This is a genomic window from Pseudomonas sp. P867 (assembly GCF_019891455.1).
Classification (GTDB): domain Bacteria; phylum Pseudomonadota; class Gammaproteobacteria; order Pseudomonadales; family Pseudomonadaceae; genus Aquipseudomonas; species Aquipseudomonas synxantha_A.
Map to the genome: position 1 here is coordinate 50,985 of NZ_JAFLXB010000013.1, position 24,739 is coordinate 75,723.

Here is a 24,739-nt window from a genome sequence, read left to right on the forward strand (position 1 = left end):
ATAGCTGAGTGTCAGCCAATGATGTTGTGACTGATTCACCGCTATCGGGAGCAAGCCCCCTCCCACAAAAGCCCCCCACTTCAACTTCAGCGATCAGCGGCCCTTGATCACCATATCCGCCGGCGTCTCGCCCACCGCCTGCCAGTTCGGCCGATACATCGACTCCACTTGCGGCGGCGGCACGCGATAGGTGCCAGGCGTCACCGCACGTGCCAGGTACAGCAAGTGCGTGGTGCCGTAGCCGTCCAGGTTCATCGCCGCCACATAGCGATCATCCCTGAACTCCTGATGCTTGAGCGATGCGTTCTGCATCGACTCGCGCCACTCCTTCACCTGGCTGCTGGCGTTCTCCAGGCTCGCCGCGCTTTGTGCCAGGTTTTGGTTTTCCAGTTCCAGGCCGGCGGGCAGCAGGTCTACCACCAGGGCATCCGGCACGCGCTGCTTGGCACTGACGGCCAGGTGCACCAGCACCAGGTCGCCGCTGTCGAGGCTGCGCAGGTTCAACGGCTGGCCGTTCATGCCCAGGTATTCGCGGCGAATGCTCAGGTTCTCGCCGCCCGCTGCCGGTGGCAGTTGTGGGTAACCTGAAATAGTCAGCTGCTGGTAAACGGGGGTCTGGCCCTGATTGCTCAGGCTCAGGTCGCTTGATAGCAGCTTTTCATCCAGTTGCAGCGTGGACTGCTGGTTGTTCAGCTCCCGCGCCCCGCCACTGCCGGTCAGCGACACCTGCCAGTCAGCCTCGGGCTTGGCGAAGCCGAGCCGCCCGGCCAGGAACAGCGAGTTGCGCTCCTGAGTCGACAGATACGGGCTGGCCGCCAACTGGTCCGACAAGGTAAACAGGCGCTCTTCACGTTTGCCCTTGGCCAAGTCGTTTTCCTCCAGCAGCGCCAGGATCATCGCCTGATCGCGCAATGGGCTGCCGTAGTCGGCCAGCCATTCCTTGGCACTGCGCTGCGCCGCCAAACCGGCGAGCAAGGCTTGATCGGCACGCGGCTGGTCGCCCATTTTTTGCAAGGCGATGGCCAACTGCACCAATGGCAAGCCGGAGCGCGCATCACTGCGGCGTTCGAACAGGCTGCGCAAGGCACCCAACGGCGCCTGCTGACTGCGCGCCAGCACCATGCCGGCGTAGGCCTGTACGGCAAAACGCGTGTGCTCGGCGTTGTCGCTGTAGTCGACTTCAATCAGGTTGCGTTCCTGCACATACCGCAGCAACCGCTCGCTGGCCTTCTTCAAGGCTTCAGGCGGTACGGCAAACCCCTGGTCGCGGGCGCGCAGCAGGAAGTCGGTGACATAGGCGGTCAGCCAATATTCTTCCTCGCCGTCAGCGCCCCACAAGCCAAAGCTGCCGTTGTAGCGCTGCATCCCCAGCAGGCGTTCGATGCCCAACTCGATCTTGCGTTTGCGTTCGGCATCCGGTTCGCCCTTGATGCTCAGGCGCTTGAGCAGCGCATCATCGGCATAGAGCGACGGGTACAAGCCGCTGGCGGTTTGTTCCAGGCAGCCATAGGGGTAGGCCTTGAGCGCACTGATCTGTGCACCAAGGTTCAACGGCGGCCGGCTCGACAGGCTCAACAGCGCCTCACGCCCCGAGGCATCGAACTGATCGAGCGTGCCCGCCGGCAGGCTCCACGGCTGATCCTTGAGCACAGCGCGGTAATGCTTGAGCAAGGCCGGGTACGCCGGGCGCACGCCCAGGGTCCATTCGCGGCTGAACGGCGGCAGGTTTTCCCCCGGCAGGTCCAGGCCATTGACGGTGACCTTGACCTTGCCCTGGCCGAGACCGCCCCAGGCTTTTACCGGAATACGCAGGGTGGTGCGCTGGCCTTGCTTGAGCTCAACCGATTGCGCACCGCCGTTGACCAGTTCCAACTGCCCTTGCGCGGTCAATTGCACATCGAGTTTCTGCGCCTTGCCCGACAGGTTGGAGAGGTCCAGGGCCAAGGTGGTCTGGTCGCCTCCGGCCAGGAAGCGCGGCGCCGAGAGTTCGGCAATCAGCGGTGCGGCGATGACCGTCTTGCCCTCGGCCATGCCATAGCGATCATCGCTCCAGGCCTGGGCCATCAGGCGCAGTTCGCCGTTGAAGTCGGGGATATTGACGCTGACTTCGCCCTCGCCTTTGTCGTTCAGGGTCACCGGCGCGCTTTGCAGGGCAACGATGGTCACGCTGGTGTCCGGGCGCTTGCCGCCTTTGGCCAACGCCGCGTCACCGCCAAATGCCAGGCTGGCGAGGCGCCCCTGGCCGGCTTCGATCAACTGGCCGTAGATGTCGAACTGGTCGACGCCATAGGCTTTGCGGCCGAACAGGCTGGAATACGGATCAGGCGTGGGGTATTCGGTGATATTGAGGATGCCCACATCCACCGCCGCCAGCAGCACATGCACCTGTTGGGGCACGCTGCCATCGGCGTTTTTGGCGGCGATCTTCACCGTCAGAGGTTGTTTGGGGCGCATTTTTTCCGGTGCAGTGAGGGTCAGGCCGAGTTTGCGCTGGGTACGATCCAGCGGCAGGTGCAACAGGCCCACGGCACGTTTGGGGGTGATATTGGCTTTGCGCTCGCCGGGGCGAATCACCAGGGCGCTCACATACAGATCATGGCGCGACCATTTCGGGTCGAGCTTCACCGCAAAGCTTTTGCCTTCGGCCGGTACGTCGATCTCCTGCCACCACAGCGGGCCTTCGGCGGATTCCACCAAGAGGTAGCCTTTACCGGCAGCCGGTGGCGTGACGGTGACATTGGCGGTGTCGCCATCGCCATAGGCCGGTTTATCCAACGCCAGCTTGACCTGGTCGGGGCGCACGGCGCCGCCTTCGGTGTTGTCCTGGGCCTGGTAGCCGGCCCAGAAGCGCACGCTGCTGACCAGTCCGGTCTGCGGGTCTTCCACCTCGACACGGTACGGGCCCCACTCCACCTGGAAGCTGACCTTGGCGGTGTCGCCGGCCTTGATGTTCAGGCTCTGCTCATCGAGGTTGAGGAATTTCTCGTTGAAGTGATAGCTCCAGCCATCGTTCTCCGAGTAGTTCCAGTAGTAGTCACGGCGCTCACGCACCAGGCGCACCTTGAGGTTTTGCGCAGCTAGTTTCTGACCGTCCTGGTTGGCCACCAGCACTTCGAATTCCACCGGGCCATCGCCATTGGTTTCCTTGCCGTCAAACAACCCGCGCAGGCCCGGCAATTGCTCGGCCGGCCAGATCGGCTGCACCAGGCGTCGGGTGATGGGCCGCCCGCCGGACTCTTGCAGGCTGGCTTGCACGATCAGTTGCAACGGAGATTTGGCCTCGGCCCATTTGCTTTCCAGGGTCAGCGCTTGCTCGCCATTGGCGTCGAGTACGCTTTCGTCCAGTTCGAAATCCTGGCTCAGCTCTTCTTCAGTGACGGAACCGAACTGGTACCCCGGCAAGGATTTGACCGCCTCACGCAGCGGGCGCACATAGACCTGGCCGCTGACCCGATTGCCGGAAGCCGGTGCGCCGTACAGATAGCGCCCATTGACCTGAATGACCGGGTTCTCCGCCGGGCTCAGTGCGGTTTCACTGCCCTTGAGTTCCAGTGCCAGGCGTTCGGGCAGGAAGTCTTCGACGAGGAATTCATACAGTTGCGGCTTGCCGTCACCCAGGTCAAATACCAACTGCCAGCGCCCGGTCGGTGCTTCGCCGGCCAGTTGCAGCGCGTATTGATACAGGCCGGAGGCATCAGCATCCCACACAAACTTGCGGCTCACCTGTTCATCCGGACGACGCACCTCGACGCTCACCGGCTGCGGTTTGACCGCGTTGCCATCCTTGTCGCGCAACAGCGCATTGAGCAGCACGGTTTCGCCAGGGCGATACAGGTCACGCGGGCCGAACACAAAGAACTGCAGCGGGTGGGACGGCTGCCCGCCGATATCGAACTCGGCCAAATCCAGCGCGGCGCTGTCCAGGCGCAACAGGCTGGTCTGCTCGCCTTGTTTGGCCAGCAACACCTGGGCTTTTTTCGGCAGCGGCAGCTCGGCGTGACCACCGTCTTCAGTCTTGCCCTGGCCGAGTACGCGGCCTTCGGCATCGAGGATTTCCAGTTCGACGCCGTTCAGTGCCTTGCCGCCTTCCAACGCTTGGGTAAACACATCCAGGCGATTGGCATAACGGTGCACCGACAGGCCGATGTCACTCAAGGTAAACAGCGTGGCCGGTTGCGAATAGTTGTAGGTGCCCGAGGCACGCATCACCGCCAGGTACACGCCCGGCTGCTGCAATTGCTTGAGGCCGGCAATCGGCAGCAGCAGGGTTTCGCGAGTGTTGCGTGCCGGGTTCAGGTCGAAACGCCCACCGTAGACCAGCTCGGCCATTGGCAGCAGTTCACGGGACTCATAGCTTTGCAGACTGGTATTGCGCCCCCACTGCGCCAGGAACGACGGCAGGGATTCGGGCTTGATGCGGAAGAACTCAACATCGATCTTGTCGACGTTCAGCGCGATCACCGGCAAGCCCTCGGCCAGGCGCGTCGGCAGCAACGTGCCACGGCTGGCAAAGCCGACGGTGGCTTGCAGGTCGCGCGTTTCCAGGCGGGCGCTGTATTCGGCGGCGAGGGTGTTGCCGTTGACTGCCTTCACCCCGGCGTCCACGGTCAGCACCAACTTGCGCTGCGGCTCCAGGTGGCGCAGGCGCAACTCCATCAGGTTATCGGAAAGCTCCCAGGCGCCATCGACCTTGCCGGACTTGCTGTCCACCAAGTGCAGCTTGTCGGCGAACTTCTGATCCGGGTCCAGAGGAATGGAAAAACTCACCGACAAGGTGCTGGCCCCGTCCAACTGCACCTCGGACACGTCCACCACGCTTAACTCGCGCCCGGCATAGCGCTGCTTCAGCGCCGCCACGTCGACCGCCGCCTTGGCGGGTTTGGGCACTACGCTTGCCGCGGCGGGTGCCGTCGGTGCAGCGGGCTTATCGGAAGAATCACAGGCGCTCAGCAGGGCCAGCGCACAAGCGAGGAACAGTCCTTTGTTAAGCATGGGGCACTCGTAGTCAGAGGGAACCGAGGGGTGAACTATATATCAGCGCCGCGCTGGCTGCTGCGGTGCCGGTCACATTGACCGACGGAGGGAAGTTTGGTTCTGGGTGCCTTCCGGGCTAAACCAAATCCCACAAACAATGCAGTTCAAAATGTGGGAGGGGGCTTGCTCCCGATGGCGGTGTATCAGGTTAGAAATTCCTGGCCGATTCACCGCAATCGGGGGCAAGCCCCCTCCCACATGGATCTGCGGCGTGATGGGTGGACGGGTACAATGCCCGCTCCACCAAGGAGCCTTCATGACCGCCCTGCTTGCCGACTGGCGCCACCGCCCCACCCATCGCCGCGTCTGGGCCCTGGCCGCGCCGATGATCCTGTCGAATATCTCCGTGCCGCTGGTAGCCCTGGTCGACAGCATGGTCATCGGCCACCTGCCCCACGCCCATCAACTGGGCGCCGTGGCCGTCGGTGCCAGCCTGTATACCTTTCTGGCCTGGGCCATGGGTTTCCTGCGCATGGGCTCCACCGGGTTCGCCGCCCAGGCCGCCGGGCGCAAGGATGGCGCGGCGCTGCGGCAAATCCTGTTGCAAGGCTTGCTGCTGGCGCTGGGGCTGGCGATGTTACTGGGCACGGTCGGTATTCCCCTGAGCCATCTGGCTTTGGAATGGATGCAGCCCTCCCCTGAACTGAACCAACTGACCCGCGAATTCTTCCACACCCGCCTGTTCGGCCTGCCCGCCGCCCTTGCCAGCTATGCGCTGGTCGGTTGGTTCCTCGGCACACAGAATGCGCGGGCGCCGCTGGCGATTCTGCTGACCACCAACCTGGTCAACATTGCGCTTAACCTGTGGTTTGTACTCGGCCTGGACTGGGGCGTGGTCGGCTCCGCCCGCGCCTCGGTGATCGCTGAATGGACCGGCGCGCTGCTCGGCCTGGCACTTACGCAAAAAGCCCTGCGCGCCTACCCTGGCCATATCGCCTGGGCTGCACTGAAACTGTGGCAAAGCTGGAGGCCGTTGCTGGCGGTCAACCGCGACATTTTTATCCGCAGCCTGGCCCTGCAGTCGGTGTTCTTCATGATCACGGTGCAAGGTGCACGGCTGGGGGACGCCACCGTTGCAGCCAATGCGCTGCTGCTCAATGGCCTGTTGCTGACGGCCCATGCGCTGGATGGCCTGGCTCACGCCGTCGAAGCCCTGTGCGGGCACGCCATTGGCGCCCGTGACCGCCAGGCGTTGCGCCGCTCGCTGGTGGTTGCCTGCGGCTGGTCACTGATCGCCAGCCTCGGCTTCGCCCTGCTGTTCACCTTCGGCGGCCATCTGTTTATCGCTATGCAAACGGATATTCCCAGCGTGCGCGAAACCGCCGACATCTACCTGCCTTACCTGGCGGTACTGCCGTTGATAGCGGTGTGGAGTTATTTGCTCGATGGACTGTTTATCGGCGCAACGCGGGCGCGGGAGATGCGCAATGGGATGTTGCTGACGGTGCTGTTGGTGCTGCCGATTGCCTGGGCGTTGCAGGGGTTGGGTAACCACGGGCTGTGGGTAACCTTCCTGCTGTTCATGGCGGTACGCAGCCTGACACTCTGGGCGATAGCCTGGCGCTTGAATCGGCAAGGGCTGTGGCTGGGAGCAAACTGAAGGAATGCAGATCCAAATGTGGGAGGGGGCTTGCTCCCGATAGCTGAGTGTCAGTCAACAGACTCATTGACTGATCCACCGCTATCGGGAGCAAGCCCCCTCCCACATATATTACGAGGACAGGTACGAAGAACGGGTCAAGCCCAGGCGCAACGCATCCAGGAACTGGGTACGCTCCGACGCGGAGATCTTCGCACTCGCACACTTGTCGCGGTAATGCGTCATCAACTCCTCCGGCGACAAGTGCACATAGCGCAGCATGTCTTCGATGGTGTCGTGGGTCTCGATCCCGGCGCTGTACACCGAACCGTCTTCACGCTGGTAGATGTTCACCGAGTCGGTGTCACCGAACAGGTTGTGCATGTCGCCCAGGATCTCCTGATACGCGCCGACCAGGAAGATACCCAGCAGGTAGTCTTCACCTTCGTTCAAGCCGTGCACCGGCAGGCTGGTCTCGATGCTCTGCTCGTCGACGTACTGCTTGATCTTGCCGTCGGAGTCGCAGGTCAGGTCTTGCAGCACGGCACGGCGCAGCGGCTCTTCGTCGAGGCGGTGCAGCGGCAGGATCGGCAGGACCTGGCCGATGGCCCAGGTGTCCGGCAGGCTCTGGAACACCGAGAAGTTGCAGATGTACTTGTCGGCCAACTTGTCGTTGAGCTCGTCCAGCACCTGGCGATGCGAACGCTGGCGGGCTTTCAACGAGTTGTGCAGGCGGCGGCACACGGCGAAGTAGCACTGTTCGGCCAGGGCTTTTTCGGCCAGGGTCAGTTTGCCGTCGGCGTACTGGGTGGCCACGTCGCTCATGTAGTGGGTGGCGCGCCAGTAGGTTTCGGTGACCATTTCGATGTCGGTCGGGCCGAGCAGGTCCACCAGCCATTGCACGGTTTCCGGCAGGCTTTCCTTGTTTTCAATGGTCGGGATTTCGTCGTTGTGCTTCTCGACGTCAGTGACTTGCACCACCAGCATGGCGTGGTGGGCGGTCAGGGAGCGACCGCTTTCAGAGAAGATGTTCGGGTGCGGCAGGCTCTGCGCATCGCAGAATTCCTTGAGCATGCCCACGACCACGCCGGCGTAGTCGTCCATGTCGTAGTTGATCGAGCTGGCGTTACGCGAGTGGGTACCGTCGTAGTCCACGCCCAGGCCGCCGCCGACGTCGATGTGGTCCACCGGCAGGCCGAGGTTGCGCAGTTCGCCGTAGTAACGAATAGCTTCCTTGAACCCGTGCTGGTAGTCGGCCAGGTTGGCGATCTGCGAACCCATGTGGAAGTGCAGCAGGCGGATGCCCTGGTCCAGGCCGGCCGCGCGGAAACGCTCGACCACCGACAGCAACTGCGCCGCCGACAAGCCGAACTTGGATTTCTCGCCACCGGTGTCCGCCCACTTGCTCGATGCCAGGGAAGACAGGCGCACACGCAGACCCACCTGAGGCTTGACCTTGAGGCTGGCGGCCTCTTCGATCACCAGCCCGACCTCGGATTCTTTCTCGATCACGATAAATACGTTGTGACCAAGCTTCTGACCCATCAACGCCAGGCGGATGAACTCGCGGTCCTTGTAACCGTTGCAGACGATCGTGCCACCCTTCGGCGCCAGGGCCAACACGGCCAGCAGCTCGGGCTTGGAGCCCGCTTCCAGGCCGATGGAAACGTTCTGGGTGGCGATGATGTTCTCGATCACCGCTTCCTGCTGGTTCACCTTGATCGGGTACAACGCGGTGTACTTGCTCTGGTATTCCAGGCGTTCGATATTCGAATCGAAGGCGCCGGTGAGTTGGCGTACACGGTCTTGCAGAATGTCGGGGAAACGCACCAGCAGCGGCAACGACAGGCCGCTTTTACGCAGTTGATCGACCTGCTCGTACAAATCGACCGGCGTGCTGTTCGGACCGTTGGGGCGGACTTCTACGCGACCGGCTTCATTGATCGCGAAATAACCGGCCCCCCAATGGCGGATCCCGTAAACACTGCGGCTGTCCGCAACTGTCCATTGGCTGCCATCGTCTTTGCGTGTGCGTCGTACGGACATCGAAGTCCCCTATAAATGAAGGCGAAGGCGCCACCTCAAGCGGAGGCTGGCGCAGTCTAAAGAATGAAAATGACGATTTGCCTGCAAGAAGGTCAGACCCCACTCGCAGGACAGAGTTTAGCCACAGGTTGGGAAGAGGCTTTCAGCCGCCGGACTTCTTGGCCTTGTAACCGAGCTTGATCAACTCGGCCAACAGCAGTTCGACGTGATCACCCTGAATCTCGATGACCCCGTCTTTCAACGCACCACCGGTGCCGCAGCGCTTTTTCAGCGTGGTGGCCAGCTCCTTGAGGGCATCTTCGGCCAGGGGCACGCCGGTGATGGTGGTCACCGTTTTGCCGCCACGGCCTTTGCTCTCGCGGCGTACGCGGGCAATGCCATCACCTTCGGGGATCAGGGTCTGTTTGCAGGTACACGAATCCACGGGCTGACGACAGTCCGGGCAGTGTCGACCTGCGTCGGTGGAAAATACCAGGCCACCAAGGGCGGCGAAGGATGCGGCTTTTTTGGCCACCGGCAATCCTCTTGGGAGGATGAAGACTGATCGGCGCCGCAAAGGGCGGTGACCGACCGCGAAGCCCCACTCAGGCAGGGGCAGCGCTACCGAACCGCTAATGTGGTTCGGGTGAAAAGGCGCGCAGTGTAACGGCAAAAAGCGAAGTTGCTAAGAGCCAAATGGCGCCAATTTATGCAACTTTAGCGACGTGAGGCGAGATAGCGCCGCAGACCTTCCTGAGCATCCGGGCAATAGGGCTTTTGCTCGGCCTCGGCAAGCACCGTTTCGAGGGGCAGAAAGCGTGCCTCCATGACCTCTTCAGGCTGCAAACACAACGGGCCGTCCCATACGGCAGAGTAGGAAGTGCACCACAGGCGGCTGTCACCATCTTCAAAGTAAAAATGATCGTGCTCGACCAACTCCACTCCACTTACGCCCAGCTCTTCGGCCAATTCTCGCTGTGCCGACAGGGCATAGCTTTCCCCCGCCGCCACCATACCGCCAGCCGCCGTATCCCAAAACCCCGGATACAGGGCCTTGCTCAAGGTGCGCCGATGCACACACAGCTCGCCCTTGGAATTGAACAGAAAGATAAAGGTGCAACGGCCAATCAGGCCGCGCTGGCGCAGGTCGGACCTGACCAGGTGGCCGAGCAGCTTGTCCTGCTCGTCGACCCAGCAGATCAGTTCAGCATCGGAGGCCGCACGGTGTTCGGCCTCCTTTTGAGTAGCGTCCATCATCAACCCTGGTTGAGGAGCTGACGCAAGTCGATCACTGCAGCGTTTGCCCGGGAAATATAGTTGGCCATCACCAACGAATGGTTCGCCAGTACCCCGAAGCCACTGCCGTTAAGAATCATAGGACTCCACACCGGCTCCTGCGAGGCCTCCAGCTCACGAATGATCTGGCGCACGCTGACGGTGGCGTTTTTCTTGGCCAGCACGTCGGCAAAGTCGACTTCGATGGCGCGCAGCAGATGGGACAAGGCCCATGCCTGGCCACGGGCTTCGTAGAACACGTTATCGATCTGCATCCATGGGGTTTCCACCACTTCTTCATCGACTTGCGGCACTTCGCCCGGCGCCAGCGCCTCGGTTTTAAGCGCGGTGTTCAGTTTGACGCGGCCGACGCTGGCCGACAGGCGCTGGGACAGCGAGCCCAGACGGGTCGCCACATCGCCCAGCCAGTTGTTCAGGTTGTCGGCACGCGCGTAAAACAGTGCGCCGCGCTGGTTCGGGTCAGACAGGCGCGCTTCGTAGCGGCTCAGGGAGTTGATGCCTTCTTGGTATTCCGACTCGCTCGAAGGCAGCACCCAGCTCTTGTTATCGAAGTTAAACCGCGGTTCGGCCTTGGCCAGGTCCGCGTCTTCAGCCGACTGCGACTGGGAGCGAGCGAAGTCTTTGCGCAGTGCGCGGGTCAGGTCACGCACCTGCACCAGCACGCCATATTCCCAGCTCGGCATGTTGTCCATCCACAAGCCCGGCGGGAAACGGTCGTTGGAGATGTAGCCGCCAGGCTTGTTCAGCAAGGTGCCGACCACGGTCTTGAGGGTTTCGACCGTGGTGTAGCCCACGACCATCTGCTTGCCTTCCTTCTCGGCGGCAAGCTGGGCGTTCTGCTGGACCGGAAACAGCGCCGGCTCCTGGCTCCAGTACCAACCCAGGCCACCGGTGACCAGCAGGTACAGGCCGATAATGCTGAGCAAAGCCCGGCTCATCAGCAAGTTGCGAAAATAGCTGCGGTTGGCCGACTTGGGCTCAGGGGCGGGGCCTTTGGCACTGCCTTCACGGTTTTTCCAGTCCAGCATGGCGATATCCTTTCAATCACTTGAGTTCATGCACGTCAATTGTCCGGGTGCGTTCAGACACTCCGACCACAACCCTACCCCATCGTGCCCATCGTTGCGGGGCTTTTACGCGAAAGTGGCGCACAAGCAAGGTTGGACTATAAAGGATGCACGCTTTTTACGCTGCGCGACCCGCGAGTCAATAACTGAATATCCGGCACGCAGACTTAATTGACGTATGACACTCATGCAACAGAAAAGAGGTGCTAGCATAGAGCCATCAGTCGACCTCAGCATGCACCCTCACAGTAGTCAGGATATGACCGAGTCAGAAGACCCTAGCCGCGAGCGTCTCAAGCAGCATTTTGCCCAGCGGGTAATTCATCAGGCACGTCAAATTCTTGAGATCTGGCAGCGCCTGCAACGCGGCGAATGGTCGAACGCCGACTTTTCCGAACTCAGCGAAGCCAACCTGCGCCTGCAGCGCTTCGCCGAGCGTTTTGAACAGCCCGAACACCGCCAACTGGCCCAGCATATTGGCCAAACTCTCCAGGCGGTGGACGAAAACCGTGGCCGTTTGAGCAGCCAACTGATCACCGAACTCAACCGCTTGATGCAGCGCCTGTCGCGCACCGGCCTGCGTCAGGGTGACCAGCTTGAGCAAACCCTGCTGCCACCGATGCGCAAACCGATCTACGTGATGCTGGCCGACCACGACCGCGCCGAGCGCCTGGCCAAGCAGCTGGAATTCTTTGGCCTGAGTGCCCAATCCCTGGACAGCGTCTCGGCTTTTCACACGGCCATGGCTGAGCGCCTGCCGTCAGCCATCGTCATGGACGTGGACTTTTGCGGCCCCGGCCTGGGCCTCACCCTCGCCGCGCAAGCCCAGGAGGGCCTGGAGCAAAAGCTGCCGCTGTTGTTTTTCAGCCTGCACGAAACCGACACGCCGACGCGCCTGGCCGCCGTGCGCGCCGGAGGTGAGGAGTTCCTGACCGGCACGCTGGAGGCTTCGAGCCTGCTGGAAAAGATCGAAGTGCTGACCTGCGTTGCCCAGTACGAACCGTACAAAGTGCTGATCATTGACGACTCGCGGGCCCAGGCGCTGCACACCGAGCGCCTGCTCAACAGCGCCGGGATTGTCACGCGCACCTTGATCGAACCGATCCAGGCCATGGCCGAACTGGCGGATTTCCAGCCCGACCTGATCATCCTCGACATGTATATGCCCGCCTGTACCGGCACCGAACTGGCCAAGGTGATTCGCCACAACGACCGTTACGTCAGCGTGCCGATCATCTACCTGTCGGCCGAAGACGACCTGGACAAACAGCTGGACGCGATGAGCGAAGGCGGCGATGACTTCCTGACCAAACCGATCAAGCCGCGCCACCTGATCACCACCGTGCGCAACCGCGCAGCGCGTGCGCGCAACTTGAAGGCGCGGATGGTGCGCGACAGCCTGACCGGGCTGTACAACCATACGCATATCCTGCAATTGCTCGAAGACTGCAGCTTTCGCGCCCGCCGCGAGAACAAGCCATTGAGCTTTGCGATGCTGGATATCGACCACTTCAAACGTGTTAATGACAGCCACGGCCACCCCATGGGCGACCGGGTGATCAAGAGCCTGGCGCTGTTTCTCAAGCAGCGCCTGCGCAAGACCGACTACATCGGCCGTTATGGCGGTGAAGAATTCGCCATTGTGATGCCCGACACCGACGTGGAATCGGCCTGCAAGGTACTGGACGACATTCGGCGGCGCTTTGCAGAAATCCACTACCCCGCCCAACCGCAGGATTTGTGGTGCACCTTCAGCGCCGGCCTGGTGGAGCTGTGTGACGGTTGCGACAGCCTGACGATGGCTGCCCAGGCTGACGAAGCGCTATATCTTGCCAAGGACGCCGGACGCAACCGCGTGCAAGCCGCGCGCGCATCAAAGCAAAGTGCCATCTTTTCACCGGAATCCACCGAATCGGTCATAACTCTGTAACGCAAGCGCAATAACTTCAGGCACTTATCTTTTGCCGTCGGTTGAAACCCCGCATGCGCCTCAAGCTGCTGACCAATCTCAATACCCTTCTGCTGGTGGCCGTATGCCTGGCCCTCGGGGCGACGCTGTGGTGGTCGCAACGGGCGCTGGAGCGGCCTTATTTATTGATGGAGCGCTACCTGGGCCTGTCCCAGGGCTTTCAAAACCAGGCAGCGCGCAATATCGACGACTACCTGGCCAGCGGCGATGCCCTGCGCCTGAGCAGCGCCAGTCAAAGCCTGGAGAGCCTGTTGCAGCAACTCGCGCAATTGCCGGCCGAGTTAGCGCAAACCCTGCACCCCAGCCTGGCGGACCTGGAAACCTTCAGCAAGACCGACCTGCTGGCTGCAGGCAAGCTGGCCGGCGACCCGCAAGCACTGTTGGTTCAGGCCGAGCGCGAACTGGGCGCAAACCTGGAGCAACTGAGCCAGTACGCCAGCGGCGTCAACTCCACAGACGCAGCACGCTACCTGCCTCCCCTGCTGACCGCCTCGCAGCATCTGGGCAAACTGTCCCTGGCCCGCGACAAGCTGGTGAGCAGCGGCCGCGCCGAGCTGGCCGACGAGGTGGAGCGCGAGATTGCCACCATGCGCACCCAGGCCGACCTGTTGGCGCAGTTGCCATTGCTTGGGGTAAAGGCCAGCGCCGAATCCAACGCTGACGATTTCTCCGCGTTGATGGGCTTGGAAAACACCGAAAAAACCGCAGCCCAGGACACCGGCGTCGACCTCAAGCACGAGCTCAACAGCCTGTTGACCCGCTACCCCGCCGAACTCAAGCGCACCCGCGAGCAGATCCAGCAGCGCGCCGACCTCGCCGCTGCCACCCACCTGAAGATCGCCAACGTGCAACAGGCCATCGCCGGCCTGGAGCCGGTAGTGCGTGCACAGCACGCCAGAATCCAGGGCGAGGTGCGTGTGCTGCAAGGCGTGATGATCGGCCTGATCCTGTTGATCGCACTGCTGATCGACACGCTGCAACGGCGCCTGGCACGGGTGCTGACCAATCTGGCACCGGCCTTGTCGACCTGGGCCGAAGGTAATTTCAGCCAGCCGATAGCCCTGGGCAAGACCAACCATGAACTGCACGCTATCGAAGCCTCCCTGAACCGCCTGCGCGCCTATCTGGTGGGCCTGGTAGGCACTATTCGCGGGAATGCCGAAGCAGTGGCCGGCAGCAGCCGCGCCCTCGCCGAACTGAGCAGCGGCCTGCACGACGGCGCCGAGCGTCAGGCCGGCGACACCGCGCAAATCCGTGACTCCCTGGGTGAACTGGAAGCCACCATCCAGCAAGTGGCCGGGGATGCCAGCCAGGCTGCCGGCGCCAGTCGCAGTGCAGGCTTTGCTGTGGAGCAAGGCCAGCGCGTAATCGGCCTGAGCCTGACCGGGTTGCACGCCTTGGTGGGCGAAGTGCAGCAAAATGCGCAGATGATCGAGAAACTCGCGGAAGAATCCGCCACCATCGGCGGCGTGCTGACCGTGATTCGCTCGATTGCCGAGCAGACCAACTTGCTGGCGCTCAATGCCGCTATCGAGGCGGCTCGCGCCGGTGAAGCCGGACGCGGCTTCGCGGTGGTGGCCGACGAAGTCCGTTCCCTGGCCCAGCGCACCGCTGGCGCTACTGCCGAAATCCAGGGCCTGATCGCCGGCCTGCAAACCGCCGCCCATCAATCGGTACAAGGCATGCGCGCCCAGGTTGAACACGCCGAAGCCACCGCCCAGCAAGCCCAGGCAGCAGATGGTGCGCTGGATGAAATCGTCGGCGCAATCCAGACGATTTCCGAGACGGCGGTACGCATTGCCGATGTGACTGCGCAGCAGAGTGGGGCCGTGAGTGAGATTCGCGATAACAGTGAGCGGATTCACCAGCTGGGTGAGGATAACTTGCTGCGCATAGGCCAGGGCCGTAGCCAGGGTGAGCACCTGTTGGTGCTCGGAGGGCAACTCAACACTGCCGTACAAGCCTTCCGCGTCTGACCCGCTCTCCCGCTCTATGGAGATCAAATGTGGGAGGGGGCTTGCTCCCGATTACAGTGTGTCAGTCTCAATACCTGTAGCTGATCCACCGCTATCGGGAGCAAGCCCCCTCCCACATTTGATCTTCAGTGGATTCAAGACCGTGTTCAGCATGACCGGATTCCGGGCCACAGTCACAAATTTCGCGCAATCCTCGCTAATCGTGCTGGCTACTGCATAGAACTGGACAGTCACAAAGGCTTTGCGGCATAGTCGCCGGGTTCTGCCGCACCCCTACCAATAACAAGGAACAGCCGATGGCGACCTTACTGGTTCTTCATGGACCCAACCTGAACCTGCTTGGCACCCGCGAACCGGGCGTCTACGGGGCAGTGACCCTCGACCAGATCAACCTCGACCTGGAAAGACGGGCCCGTGAAGCCGGCCACCATCTGCTCTACCTGCAAAGCAATGCCGAGTATGAATTGATTGATCGCATCCACGCCGCGCGTAACGAAGGCGTGGACTTTATCCTGATCAATCCCGCCGCTTTTACGCATACAAGCGTTGCATTACGTGACGCGCTGCTGGCGGTGAGCATCCCATTCATCGAAGTGCATTTATCGAACGTGCACAAACGCGAAGCTTTCCGCCATCACTCTTACTTCTCCGATGTAGCGGTAGGAGTGATCTGCGGCCTTGGCGCCAGCGGTTACCGACTGGCCCTGGAGGCCGCCCTGGAACACGTTGAAGAACAGGCTAAACGCCCCTGACCGACCCTTGGGAGTTGATGATTCATGGATATCCGTAAAGTTAAGAAACTGATCGAACTGCTGGAAGAATCCGGTATCGACGAGCTGGAAATCAAGGAAGGCGAAGAGTCCGTACGGATCAGCCGTCACAGCAAGACCCCGGCCCAACAGTTCTACGCACCGCAGATGCAAGCACCGGCTCCTGCCGCTGCCGCCCCTGCCGCCGCTCCAGCCGCTGCCGCAGCCCCTGCTGCCCCAGCCGCACCAGCGTTGAACGGCTTCGTGGTCAAGTCGCCAATGGTCGGTACTTTCTACCGCACCCCGGCACCGACCTCGCCAGCCTTCGTTGAAGTAGGCAAGACCGTGAAAGTGGGCGACACCATCTGCATCGTTGAAGCGATGAAGATGATGAACCACATCACCGCTGAAAAAGCCGGCGTCATTGAATCCATCCTGGTAGAAAACGGTCAGCCGGTTGAGTACGACCAGCCGCTGTTCACCATCGTTTGAACCGCGGAGCGCCTTCGATGTTGAAACCTGCGAAGAAACTGCAAAAAGTCCTGATCGCCAACCGCGGCGAGATCGCGCTGCGTATCCTGCGCGCCTGTAAGGAAGAGGGCATCAAGACCGTCGCTGTTTACTCGACGGCCGATACCGAATTGATGCACGTGAAACTGGCGGACGAAAGCATCTGCATCGGCCCGCCACTGGCCACGAACTCGTACCTGAAAGTCTCGAACATCATCGCTGCCGCAGAAGTGACCGGCGCTGATGGCATCCACCCGGGCTACGGCTTCCTCGCGGAAAACGCCGACTTCGCCGAACAGGTGGAAAAATCCGGGTTTGCCTTCATCGGTCCCAAAGCCGAAACCATTCGCCTGATGGGCGACAAGGTCTCGGCCAAGGACGCCATGATTGCAGCGGGCGTGCCGACCGTTCCAGGCTCCGACGGCCCACTGCCTGAAGACGAGGAAACCGCTCTGCGCATTGGTCGCGAAGTCGGTTACCCGGTGATCATCAAGGCCGCCGGTGGCGGTGGTGGTCGCGGTATGCGCGTGGTGCACAAGGAAGAAGACCTGATCGAAGCCGCCAAGCAGACCCGCTCCGAAGCGGGCGCCTGGTTCGGCAACCCGATGGTCTACCTGGAGAAGTACCTGACCAACCCACGTCACGTGGAAGTCCAGGTGCTGTCCGACGGCCAGGGCCACGCCATCCACTTGGGCGACCGCGATTGCTCGCTGCAACGTCGTCACCAGAAAGTGTTGGAAGAAGCCCCGGCACCGGGCCTCGACGAAAAAGCCCGCCAGGAAGTCCTGGCACGCTGCGTCAAGGCGTGCATCGACATCAACTACCGTGGCGCCGGTACCTTCGAGTTCCTCTACGAGAACGGTCGCTTCTACTTCATCGAGATGAACACTCGTGTGCAGGTAGAGCATCCGGTTTCGGAGATGGTCACCGGTATCGACATCGTCAAGGAGATGCTGAGCATCGCCGCAGGTAACGTGCTGTCCTTCACCCAGGACGACGTGAATATGCACGGCCACTCCCTGGAGTGCCGCATCAACGCCGAAGACCCGAAAACCTTTATCCCAAGCCCTGGCCTGGTCAAGCATTTCCACGCGCCCGGCGGCAACGGCGTACGTGTGGATTCGCACCTGTACAGCGGCTACAAGGTTCCGTCCAACTACGACTCGCTGATCGGCAAGCTGATCACCTGGGGCGCGACCCGCGACGAGGCCATGGCCCGTATGCGCAACGCCCTGGACGAAATCGTGGTCGACGGCATCAAGACCAACATCCCGCTGCATCGGGACCTGGTTCGCGATGAGGGCTTCTGCGAGGGTGGTGTGAACATTCACTACCTGGAACACAAGCTGGCCAACCAGTAAGTGCTCCACCCAACAAAGCCGCCTTCGGGCGGCTTTGTTGTTTCTGCCCCCCAGCTTTCAGGCCATACACAGTACAAATGTGGGAGGGGGCTTGCCCCCGATTGCAGTGTGTCAGCCTCAGTATCTGTAACTGATCCACCGCTATCGGGGGCAAGCCCCCTCCCACATTTGGTCCGCATTCATTCAGTAATGTCGTCTTATGCTGCCCGCTCGCGTAAACTTGCGCGCTTTCGCGGCCTACTCGCTGCACATTCATTTTTTCAAAGGTGCCCGCCATGCCTTGGCTGCAAGTCCGTCTCGCCATCAGCCCAGAACAAGCCGAAACCTACGAAGACGCTTTCCTCGAAGTGGGCGCTGTGTCGGTGACCTTCATGGACGCCGAAGACCAGCCGATCTTCGAGCCGGAACTCAACACCACGCCGCTGTGGTCCCACACCCACCTGCTGGCCCTGTTCGAAGACGGCACCGATGCCGCCGCCGTACTGGCCCATATGGAACTGCTCACCGGCGGCCCGCTGCCCGAGCATCACAGCGAAGTCATCGAAGACCAGGACTGGGAACGCAGCTGGATGGATAACTTCCAGCCCATGCGCTTCGGCCAGCGCCTGTGGATCGTGCCAAGCTGGCACGCTGCTCCCGAGCCAGACGCCGTCAACCTGCTGCTGGACCCGGGCCTGGCGTTCGGCACCGGCACCCACCCCACCACCGCCCTGTGCCTGGAATGGCTGGACGGCCAGGACCTGACCGACAGCAACGTACTGGACTTCGGCTGCGGCTCCGGAATCCTGGCGATTGCCGCGCTGCTGCTGGGCGCCAAGGAGGCCGTGGGCACCGATATCGACGTGCAGGCCCTGGAAGCCTCCCGCGATAACGCCGGGCGTAATAACATCGCTGAAGGCAAATTCCCACTCTATCTGCCTGAAGATCTGCCCCAGGTACAGGCCGATGTACTGGTCGCCAATATCCTCGCCGGGCCGCTGGTGTCGCTGGCACCGCAACTGTCGAGCCTGGTCAAGCCGGGTGGGCGCCTGGCGCTGTCGGGTATCCTCGCCGAGCAAGGTGAAGAAGTGGCTGCGGCCTACGCCAGGGATTTCGAGCTGGACCCGATCGCCAACCGTGATGGCTGGGTACGCATCAGCGGTCGTCGGCGCTAGAATGAGCGCTTGTCTGAATCGGATGGCCGCATGACCGACAGTTTCGTCACCCAGTGCCCGCATTGCCAAGCCCGCTTCCGTGTCAACCACGCTCAGTTGAGCGTGGCCCGTGGCGTGGTGCGCTGCGGCTCGTGCCTGCAAGTGTTCAACGCCGCTCGCCAGTTGCTGGAGCAGCGCGCCCAAGTGTCGGCAGCCGAACCTGAACTGGCCGCTGTGGTTGAGCCAACGCCTGCCCCCCCGCGAGCCATCAGCCAGAAACAGTGGACAGCCCAGGAGCTGGACCTGGACAACCTGGACCTGGACGAAGAACTGGCCAAGCTCGAGCGCCGCGAGATTCAGCACACTCAACCCCAGGGCGCGGAGCGTCGGCAACCCGGCACCGATCGTCGGCACAAGGAAGACACCCTCAGCGCCAGCCGCGACACGGTCAAGGCCGAGGAAGAACAATGGGCCGCCAGCCTGTTCAGCGAGCCCGCGCAAGAGCGCGCAGACAGCGACGAAGACGAGCCTGAACCAAGCAATACCCGGCAGCGCACCGAACCGTCCATGTCGCTGCACAGCGAAACCATCGACGACGAGCCAACCCTGCTCTCGCCCCTGCATGACGACGAGCCCGACCCGCCCTTCACGCCCCTGACCCCAGCGGCAGAAGAAGCCGATGAACGCCCGCACTCACGGCGTAAACGCCCACGCACCGAGGCCAGCGTGCACGACGCCGTGCTCCAGGACCTTGAAGACGACCCGCTGCACCTCTATGCGCAGAAACGTCCGTCGGGCTGGGGCCGCCGCCTGATCTGGATCCTGCTGGTGCTGATCGCCGCCGCCGGCCTGGCAGGCCAGTACATCGCCTACCAATTCGACGAACTGGCCCGTCAGGACGCCTACCGTCCGTGGTTCCAGCAGCTGTGCCCGAAATTGGGTTGCACCGTGCCATCGCGGGTCGATATCGCCCATATCAAGAGCAGCAACCTGGTGGTACGCAGCCACCCGGAGTTCGCCGGTGCGCTGGTGGTGGATGCGATCCTCTATAACCGCGCAACCTTTTCCCAGCCGTTCCCGCTGCTGGAACTGCGTTTTGCAGATTTGAACGGCAGCCTGATCGCCAGTCGTCGCTTCAAACCCGCCGAATATCTGAGCGGCGAGTTGGCTGGCGTCAGCGAAATGCCTTCGCAGACACCGATCCACATTTCCCTGGACATCCTTGATCCCGGCAACAAAGCCGTGAACTACAGCCTGAGCTTCCACTCGCCCGAGTGAAACGCCACGCCCGAAGAGGTTTGACGGCGGATTATTGACTTGACCGACGTCAACCAAACCGGTGGCGATAAAAAAATAACTGTTCAGATTTTATCCAATTCAGCCTTTAACCCGTCATCGAGAGCGGGTATCATGCCAACCCTTTTTCGAACTCTAATGATCCGGCCCCACAACAGGGAAGTCCTATGTCGGCGGTACGCATCGGCCCATATACATTGCAGAACGGCTTGATCCTCGCCCCGATGGCGGGTGTCACCGATCAGCCCTTTCGTCAGCTGTGCAAGCGTTTGGGCGCGGGTCTAGTAGTCTCTGAAATGGTTACCAGCGACATGAGTTTGTGGAACACCCGCAAATCGCGGATGCGCATGATCCACGAAGGTGATCCCGAGCCACGCTCGGTACAGATCGCCGGGGGTGATGCGCAGATGCTGGCGGATGCGGCCCGGGCCAATGTGGAGCTGGGTGCACAGATCATTGATATCAACATGGGCTGCCCGGCCAAGAAGGTCTGCAACAAGGCCGCCGGTTCCGCCCTGTTGAAAGATGAGCAGTTGGTCGCCGAGATCCTGCAGGCCGTCGTTGGCGCAGTCGATGTGCCGGTGACCCTGAAGATTCGTACCGGTTGGGACCGGGACAACAAAAATGGCCTCACAGTGGCAAAGATCGCTGAACAGGCCGGGATTACAGCGCTGGCGGTGCATGGCCGTACCCGCGCCGACCTTTATACCGGTGAAGCCGAGTACGACACCATTGCCGCGATCAAGCAGGCCGTGTCGATGCCGGTATTTGCCAATGGCGACATCGACTGCGCCGAGAAAGCCCGGCGTGTGCTGCACGCAACCGGTGCCGACGGATTGTTGATTGGCCGGGCCGCCCAGGGGCGACCGTGGATTTTTCGCGAGATCGAGCATTTCCTGCGCACTGGTGAAGTCTTGCCGGCGCCGGAGTTGGTCGAAGTGGAACGTATTCTGCTGGAGCATCTGGCCGCCCTGCACGCCTTCTATGGGGATGTGATGGGCGTACGCATTGCTCGCAAGCATGTCGGCTGGTATCTCGCCACCTTGCCGGGCGCCAAGGAATTTCGCGCTCAGTTCAATCGTTTGGATGAAACGCAGGCACAGGTCGCCACCGTTCGTGAGTTCTTCGCCGAACGTGACAAGAGCCTGGGAACAGGGGATGGAAAAGGGGTGGCCGCATGACGATGATGACCGAGACTTTAGTGAGTGGAACAACACCCGTGAGCGACAACGTCAATTTGAAACAGCACCTCAACACGCCCAGCGAAGAAGGCCAGACCCTTCGCGGGAGTGTCGAGAAAGCGCTGCACAATTATTTCGCCCACCTTGAGGGTGCTTCCGTCACGGACGTGTACAACCTGGTGCTCTCCGAAGTCGAGGCGCCCTTGCTCGAAAGCGTGATGAACTACGTCAAGGGCAACCAGACCAAAGCCAGTGAGCTGCTGGGCCTCAACCGTGGCACCTTGCGCAAAAAGCTCAAGCAGTACGATTTGCTGTAAGCATTCAATCAAACCAGAAAGGCGCCCGCGTAAAACCGGTCGCCTTTTTTGCTGACTCCTTTGCTTTTGATGGAAATTGAAATGACCGACCAGACTACCCGCCTGCCGATCCGCCGCGCCTTGATCAGTGTTTCCGACAAGACCGGGATCCTCGAATTTGCCCGGGAGCTGGAAGCCCTGGGTGTGGAAATCCTCTCCACGGGCGGGACCTTCAAACTGCTGCAGGACAACGGCGTGGCCGCAGTAGAAGTCGCGGACTACACCGGTTTCGCAGAAATGATGGACGGTCGCGTCAAGACCCTGCACCCGAAAATCCATGGCGGCATCCTCGGCCGTCGCGGCATCGACGACGCCATCATGACCGAGCACGGCATCAAGCCGATCGACCTGGTGGCCGTTAACCTCTACCCATTCGAAGCCACCATCAACAAGCCAGGCTGCGACCTTCCCACCGCCATCGAGAACATCGATATCGGCGGCCCGACCATGGTGCGCTCGGCGGCCAAGAACCACAAAGACGTGGCCATCGTGGTCAACGCCAGCGACTACGCCAACGTGCTGGCAAACCTGAAAGCCGGTGGCCTGACCTACGCCCAGCGTTTCGACCTGATGCTCAAGGCGTTCGAACACACCGCAGCCTATGACGGCATGATCGCCAACTACATGGGCACCGTGAACCAAGCGGCTGACACCTTGAGCACAGAAGGTCGCAGCCAGTTCCCGCGCACCTTCAACAGCCAGTTCATCAAGGCCCAGGAAATGCGCTACGGCGAGAACCCGCACCAGAGCGCAGCGTTCTACGTGGAAGCCAAGCCTGCCGAAGTGGGCATTGCCACCGCGACCCAGCTGCAAGGCAAAGAACTTTCCTACAACAACGTGGCCGATACCGACGCCGCGCTGGAATGCGTGAAGAGCTTCGTCAAACCGGCCTGCGTGATCGTCAAGCACGCCAACCCGTGCGGCGTGGCCGTGAGCCCGGACGCTGAAGGCGGTATCCGCCAGGCGTACGAACTGGCCTACGCCACCGATACCGAATCTGCGTTCGGCGGCATCATTGCCTTCAACCGCGAGCTGGATGCCGAGACCGCCAAGGCGATCGTCGAGCGCCAGTTCGTCGAGGTGATCATCGCGCCAAGCGTCAGCGAAGAAGCCCGCGCCATTGTCGCCGCCAAAGCCAACGTGCGCCTGCTGGCCTGCGGCGAGTGGTCGGCCGACCGCGCCGCTGCCTGGGACTACAAGCGCGTCAATGGCGGCTTGCTGGTACAGAGCCGCGACATCGGCATGATCGGCAGCCAAGACTTGAAAGTGGTGACCAAACGCGCCCCGACCGAGCAAGAGATCAACGATTTGATCTTTGCCTGGAAAGTCGCCAAGTACGTTAAATCCAACGCCATCGTCTACGCCAAGAACCGCCAGACCATCGGTGTCGGCGCCGGCCAGATGAGCCGTGTGAACTCGGCGCGTATCGCCGCGATCAAGGCAGAACACGCCGGTTTGCAGGTGGTGGGTTCGGTAATGGCTTCCGATGCATTCTTCCCGTTCCGTGATGGCCTGGATAACGCCGCGAAAGCCGGTGTTACTGCCGTGATCCAACCGGGCGGCTCGATGCGTGATGCAGAAGTGATTGCCGCTGCTGATGAAGCCGGCATCGCCATGGTCTTCACCGGTATGCGCCACTTCCGCCACTGATCCCACTCGATCGAAATGTGGGAGGGGGCTTGCTCCCGATAGCGGTATTTCAGCAGGTTGATTATTTGACTGATACACCGCAATCGGGAGCAAGCCCCCTCCCACATAAAGCGCACTTGCGGCGCCTCACAGAATTTGCTTCATCCGAGGTTTTTGAAATGAATGTTTTGATCATTGGCAGCGGTGGCCGTGAACACGCCCTGGCCTGGAAAGTTGCCCAGGACCCACGTGTCCAGAAAGTCTTCGTCGCCCCCGGCAACGCCGGTACCGCCATTGAGGCCAAGTGCGAAAACGTCGCCATCGACGTGCTGGCCCTTGAGCAACTGGCAGATTTTGCCGAGAAGAATGTTTCCCTGACCATCGTCGGCCCGGAAGTGCCACTGGTTGCCGGCGTCGTCGATCTGTTCCGCAGCCGTGGCCTGGATTGCTTCGGCCCGACCGCTGGCGCCGCCCAGTTGGAAGGCTCGAAAGCCTTCACCAAGGATTTCCTGGCACGCCACAAGATCCCCACCGCCGACTACCAGAACTTCACCGAGATCGAGCCGGCCCTCGCCTACCTGCGTGAAAAAGGCGCACCGATCGTGATCAAGGCCGATGGCTTGGCTGCCGGTAAAGGCGTGATCGTCGCCATGACCCTGCAGGAAGCCGAAGACGCCGTGCGCGACATGCTCGCCGGCAATGCCTTTGGTGATGCAGGTTCGCGCGTGGTGATCGAGGAATTCCTCGACGGCGAAGAAGCCAGTTTCATCGTAATGGTCGACGGCAAGAACGTACTGCCCATGGCCACCAGCCAGGACCACAAGCGCGTCGGCAATGGCGACAGCGGCCCGAACACTGGCGGCATGGGTGCTTACTCCCCGGCGCCAGTGGTCACCAGCGATGTGCATCAGCGCGTCATGGACCTGGTGATCTGGCCGACCGTGCGCGGCATGGCCGACGAAGGCAACGTCTACACCGGTTTCCTCTACGCCGGCCTGATGATCGACAAAGCCGGTAACCCGAAAGTCATCGAGTTCAACTGCCGTTTCGGCGATCCGGAAACACAACCGGTGATGCTGCGCCTGCAATCTAGCCTGGTGCTGCTGGTGGAAGCGGCGCTGGCCCAAGCGCTGGATAAGGTCGAAGCACAGTGGGACCCACGCCCGAGCGTCGGCATCGTGCTGGCGGCCGGTGGTTACCCTGCCGATTACGCCAAGGGCGATGTGATTGAAGGTCTGGATGCCGCCGCTGCGCTGGAAGGCAAGGTGTTCCACGCAGGCACCGCGCTCAAGGACGGCAAAGTTGTAACCGCAGGTGGCCGTGTGTTGTGCGCCACCGCAATGGGTGCCAGTGTCGATGCAGCACAACAGCAGGCGTACAAGCTGGCTGCGAAAATCGACTGGAAAGGTTGTTTCTACCGCACCGACATCGGCTACCGTGCCATTGCCCGTGAACGCGGCGAGAACAGCTGAGAGCTACACTTGCAGTAGCTATCCGTTCGGTTAGGTAAGGGCCTTTGGCCCTTGCCGTACACATGTCGCCCCGCGCATAGTTAACCCGTGCATCAACCTACGAAGG

General features: G+C 61.5%; 17 protein-coding genes. 12 read left to right on the forward strand and 5 right to left on the reverse strand.

Going from position 1 to position 24,739, the window contains the following annotated elements:
* Positions 1–93 precede the first annotated feature (93 nt).
* The gene (locus J1G33_RS21550; RefSeq protein ID WP_223018710.1) at positions 94–4,992 is read right to left on the reverse strand and encodes an alpha-2-macroglobulin; all 4,899 of its coding nucleotides are present in this window, start codon (positions 4,990–4,992) and stop codon (positions 94–96) included.
* 298 nt (positions 4,993–5,290) lie between these two features.
* On the opposite strand from J1G33_RS21550, the gene J1G33_RS21555 reads away from it, so the two are divergent.
* Complete coding sequence (locus J1G33_RS21555; protein ID WP_223018711.1) at positions 5,291–6,634, forward strand: MATE family efflux transporter; 1,344 nt, start codon at positions 5,291–5,293, stop codon at positions 6,632–6,634.
* A gap of 111 nt (positions 6,635–6,745) precedes the next feature.
* On the opposite strand, the gene speA is transcribed toward J1G33_RS21555, so the two are convergent.
* From speA to J1G33_RS21575, 4 genes are all read right to left on the reverse strand, one after another.
* Entirely contained in the window at positions 6,746–8,659 is a 1,914-nt protein-coding gene (speA, locus tag J1G33_RS21560) for an arginine decarboxylase (protein ID WP_005784410.1), read from the reverse strand.
* A 142-nt stretch (positions 8,660–8,801) separates the two neighbouring features.
* Positions 8,802–9,173: a translation initiation factor Sui1 gene (locus J1G33_RS21565; RefSeq protein WP_005784408.1), complete on the reverse strand. Its 372-nt coding sequence runs from the start codon at positions 9,171–9,173 to the stop codon at positions 8,802–8,804.
* Between the two features lie 182 nt (positions 9,174–9,355).
* Positions 9,356–9,892, reverse strand: coding sequence for an NUDIX hydrolase (locus J1G33_RS21570; RefSeq protein WP_032878106.1), 537 nt, complete (start codon positions 9,890–9,892; stop codon positions 9,356–9,358).
* Positions 9,893–9,894: 2 nt separating this feature from the next.
* Entirely contained in the window at positions 9,895–10,962 is a 1,068-nt protein-coding gene (locus tag J1G33_RS21575) for a DUF2333 family protein (RefSeq protein WP_003188197.1), read from the reverse strand.
* 298 nt (positions 10,963–11,260) lie between these two features.
* On the opposite strand from J1G33_RS21575, the gene J1G33_RS21580 reads away from it, so the two are divergent.
* From J1G33_RS21580 to purD, 11 genes are all read left to right on the forward strand, one after another.
* On the forward strand, positions 11,261–12,931 hold the full coding sequence (locus tag J1G33_RS21580; protein ID WP_078820186.1) for a PleD family two-component system response regulator: 1,671 nt from the start codon (positions 11,261–11,263) through the stop codon (positions 12,929–12,931).
* A gap of 53 nt (positions 12,932–12,984) precedes the next feature.
* On the forward strand, positions 12,985–14,946 hold the full coding sequence (locus J1G33_RS21585; RefSeq protein ID WP_223018712.1) for a methyl-accepting chemotaxis protein: 1,962 nt from the start codon (positions 12,985–12,987) through the stop codon (positions 14,944–14,946).
* A gap of 296 nt (positions 14,947–15,242) precedes the next feature.
* Positions 15,243–15,698, forward strand: a complete 456-nt coding sequence (gene aroQ, locus J1G33_RS21590) for a type II 3-dehydroquinate dehydratase (protein ID WP_032878109.1) — start codon at positions 15,243–15,245, stop codon at positions 15,696–15,698.
* 24 nt (positions 15,699–15,722) lie between these two features.
* Positions 15,723–16,187, forward strand: coding sequence for an acetyl-CoA carboxylase biotin carboxyl carrier protein (accB, locus tag J1G33_RS21595; RefSeq protein ID WP_003188191.1), 465 nt, complete (start codon positions 15,723–15,725; stop codon positions 16,185–16,187).
* 17 nt (positions 16,188–16,204) lie between these two features.
* Entirely contained in the window at positions 16,205–17,566 is a 1,362-nt protein-coding gene (accC, locus tag J1G33_RS21600) for an acetyl-CoA carboxylase biotin carboxylase subunit (protein WP_223018713.1), read from the forward strand.
* A gap of 275 nt (positions 17,567–17,841) precedes the next feature.
* The gene (gene prmA, locus J1G33_RS21605) at positions 17,842–18,720 is read left to right on the forward strand and encodes a 50S ribosomal protein L11 methyltransferase (protein ID WP_032878110.1); all 879 of its coding nucleotides are present in this window, start codon (positions 17,842–17,844) and stop codon (positions 18,718–18,720) included.
* A gap of 30 nt (positions 18,721–18,750) precedes the next feature.
* Positions 18,751–19,977, forward strand: coding sequence for a DUF3426 domain-containing protein (locus J1G33_RS21610; protein WP_223018714.1), 1,227 nt, complete (start codon positions 18,751–18,753; stop codon positions 19,975–19,977).
* Between the two features lie 185 nt (positions 19,978–20,162).
* Positions 20,163–21,176, forward strand: coding sequence for a tRNA dihydrouridine synthase DusB (gene dusB / locus J1G33_RS21615; protein ID WP_032878112.1), 1,014 nt, complete (start codon positions 20,163–20,165; stop codon positions 21,174–21,176).
* Positions 21,173–21,493 (forward strand): DNA-binding transcriptional regulator Fis, encoded by a 321-nt coding sequence (gene fis, locus J1G33_RS21620; protein ID WP_002555375.1) that lies wholly within the window; start codon positions 21,173–21,175, stop codon positions 21,491–21,493. Before dusB ends, fis begins: the two co-directional genes overlap by 4 nt.
* An 81-nt stretch (positions 21,494–21,574) precedes the next feature.
* Positions 21,575–23,182 carry a bifunctional phosphoribosylaminoimidazolecarboxamide formyltransferase/IMP cyclohydrolase gene (gene purH / locus J1G33_RS21625; RefSeq protein ID WP_032878113.1) on the forward strand — a complete coding sequence of 536 codons (1,608 nt, stop codon included), beginning with the start codon at positions 21,575–21,577 and terminating at the stop codon, positions 23,180–23,182.
* 158 nt (positions 23,183–23,340) lie between these two features.
* Positions 23,341–24,633 (forward strand): phosphoribosylamine--glycine ligase, encoded by a 1,293-nt coding sequence (purD, locus tag J1G33_RS21630; RefSeq protein ID WP_032878115.1) that lies wholly within the window; start codon positions 23,341–23,343, stop codon positions 24,631–24,633.
* Positions 24,634–24,739 lie beyond the last annotated feature (106 nt).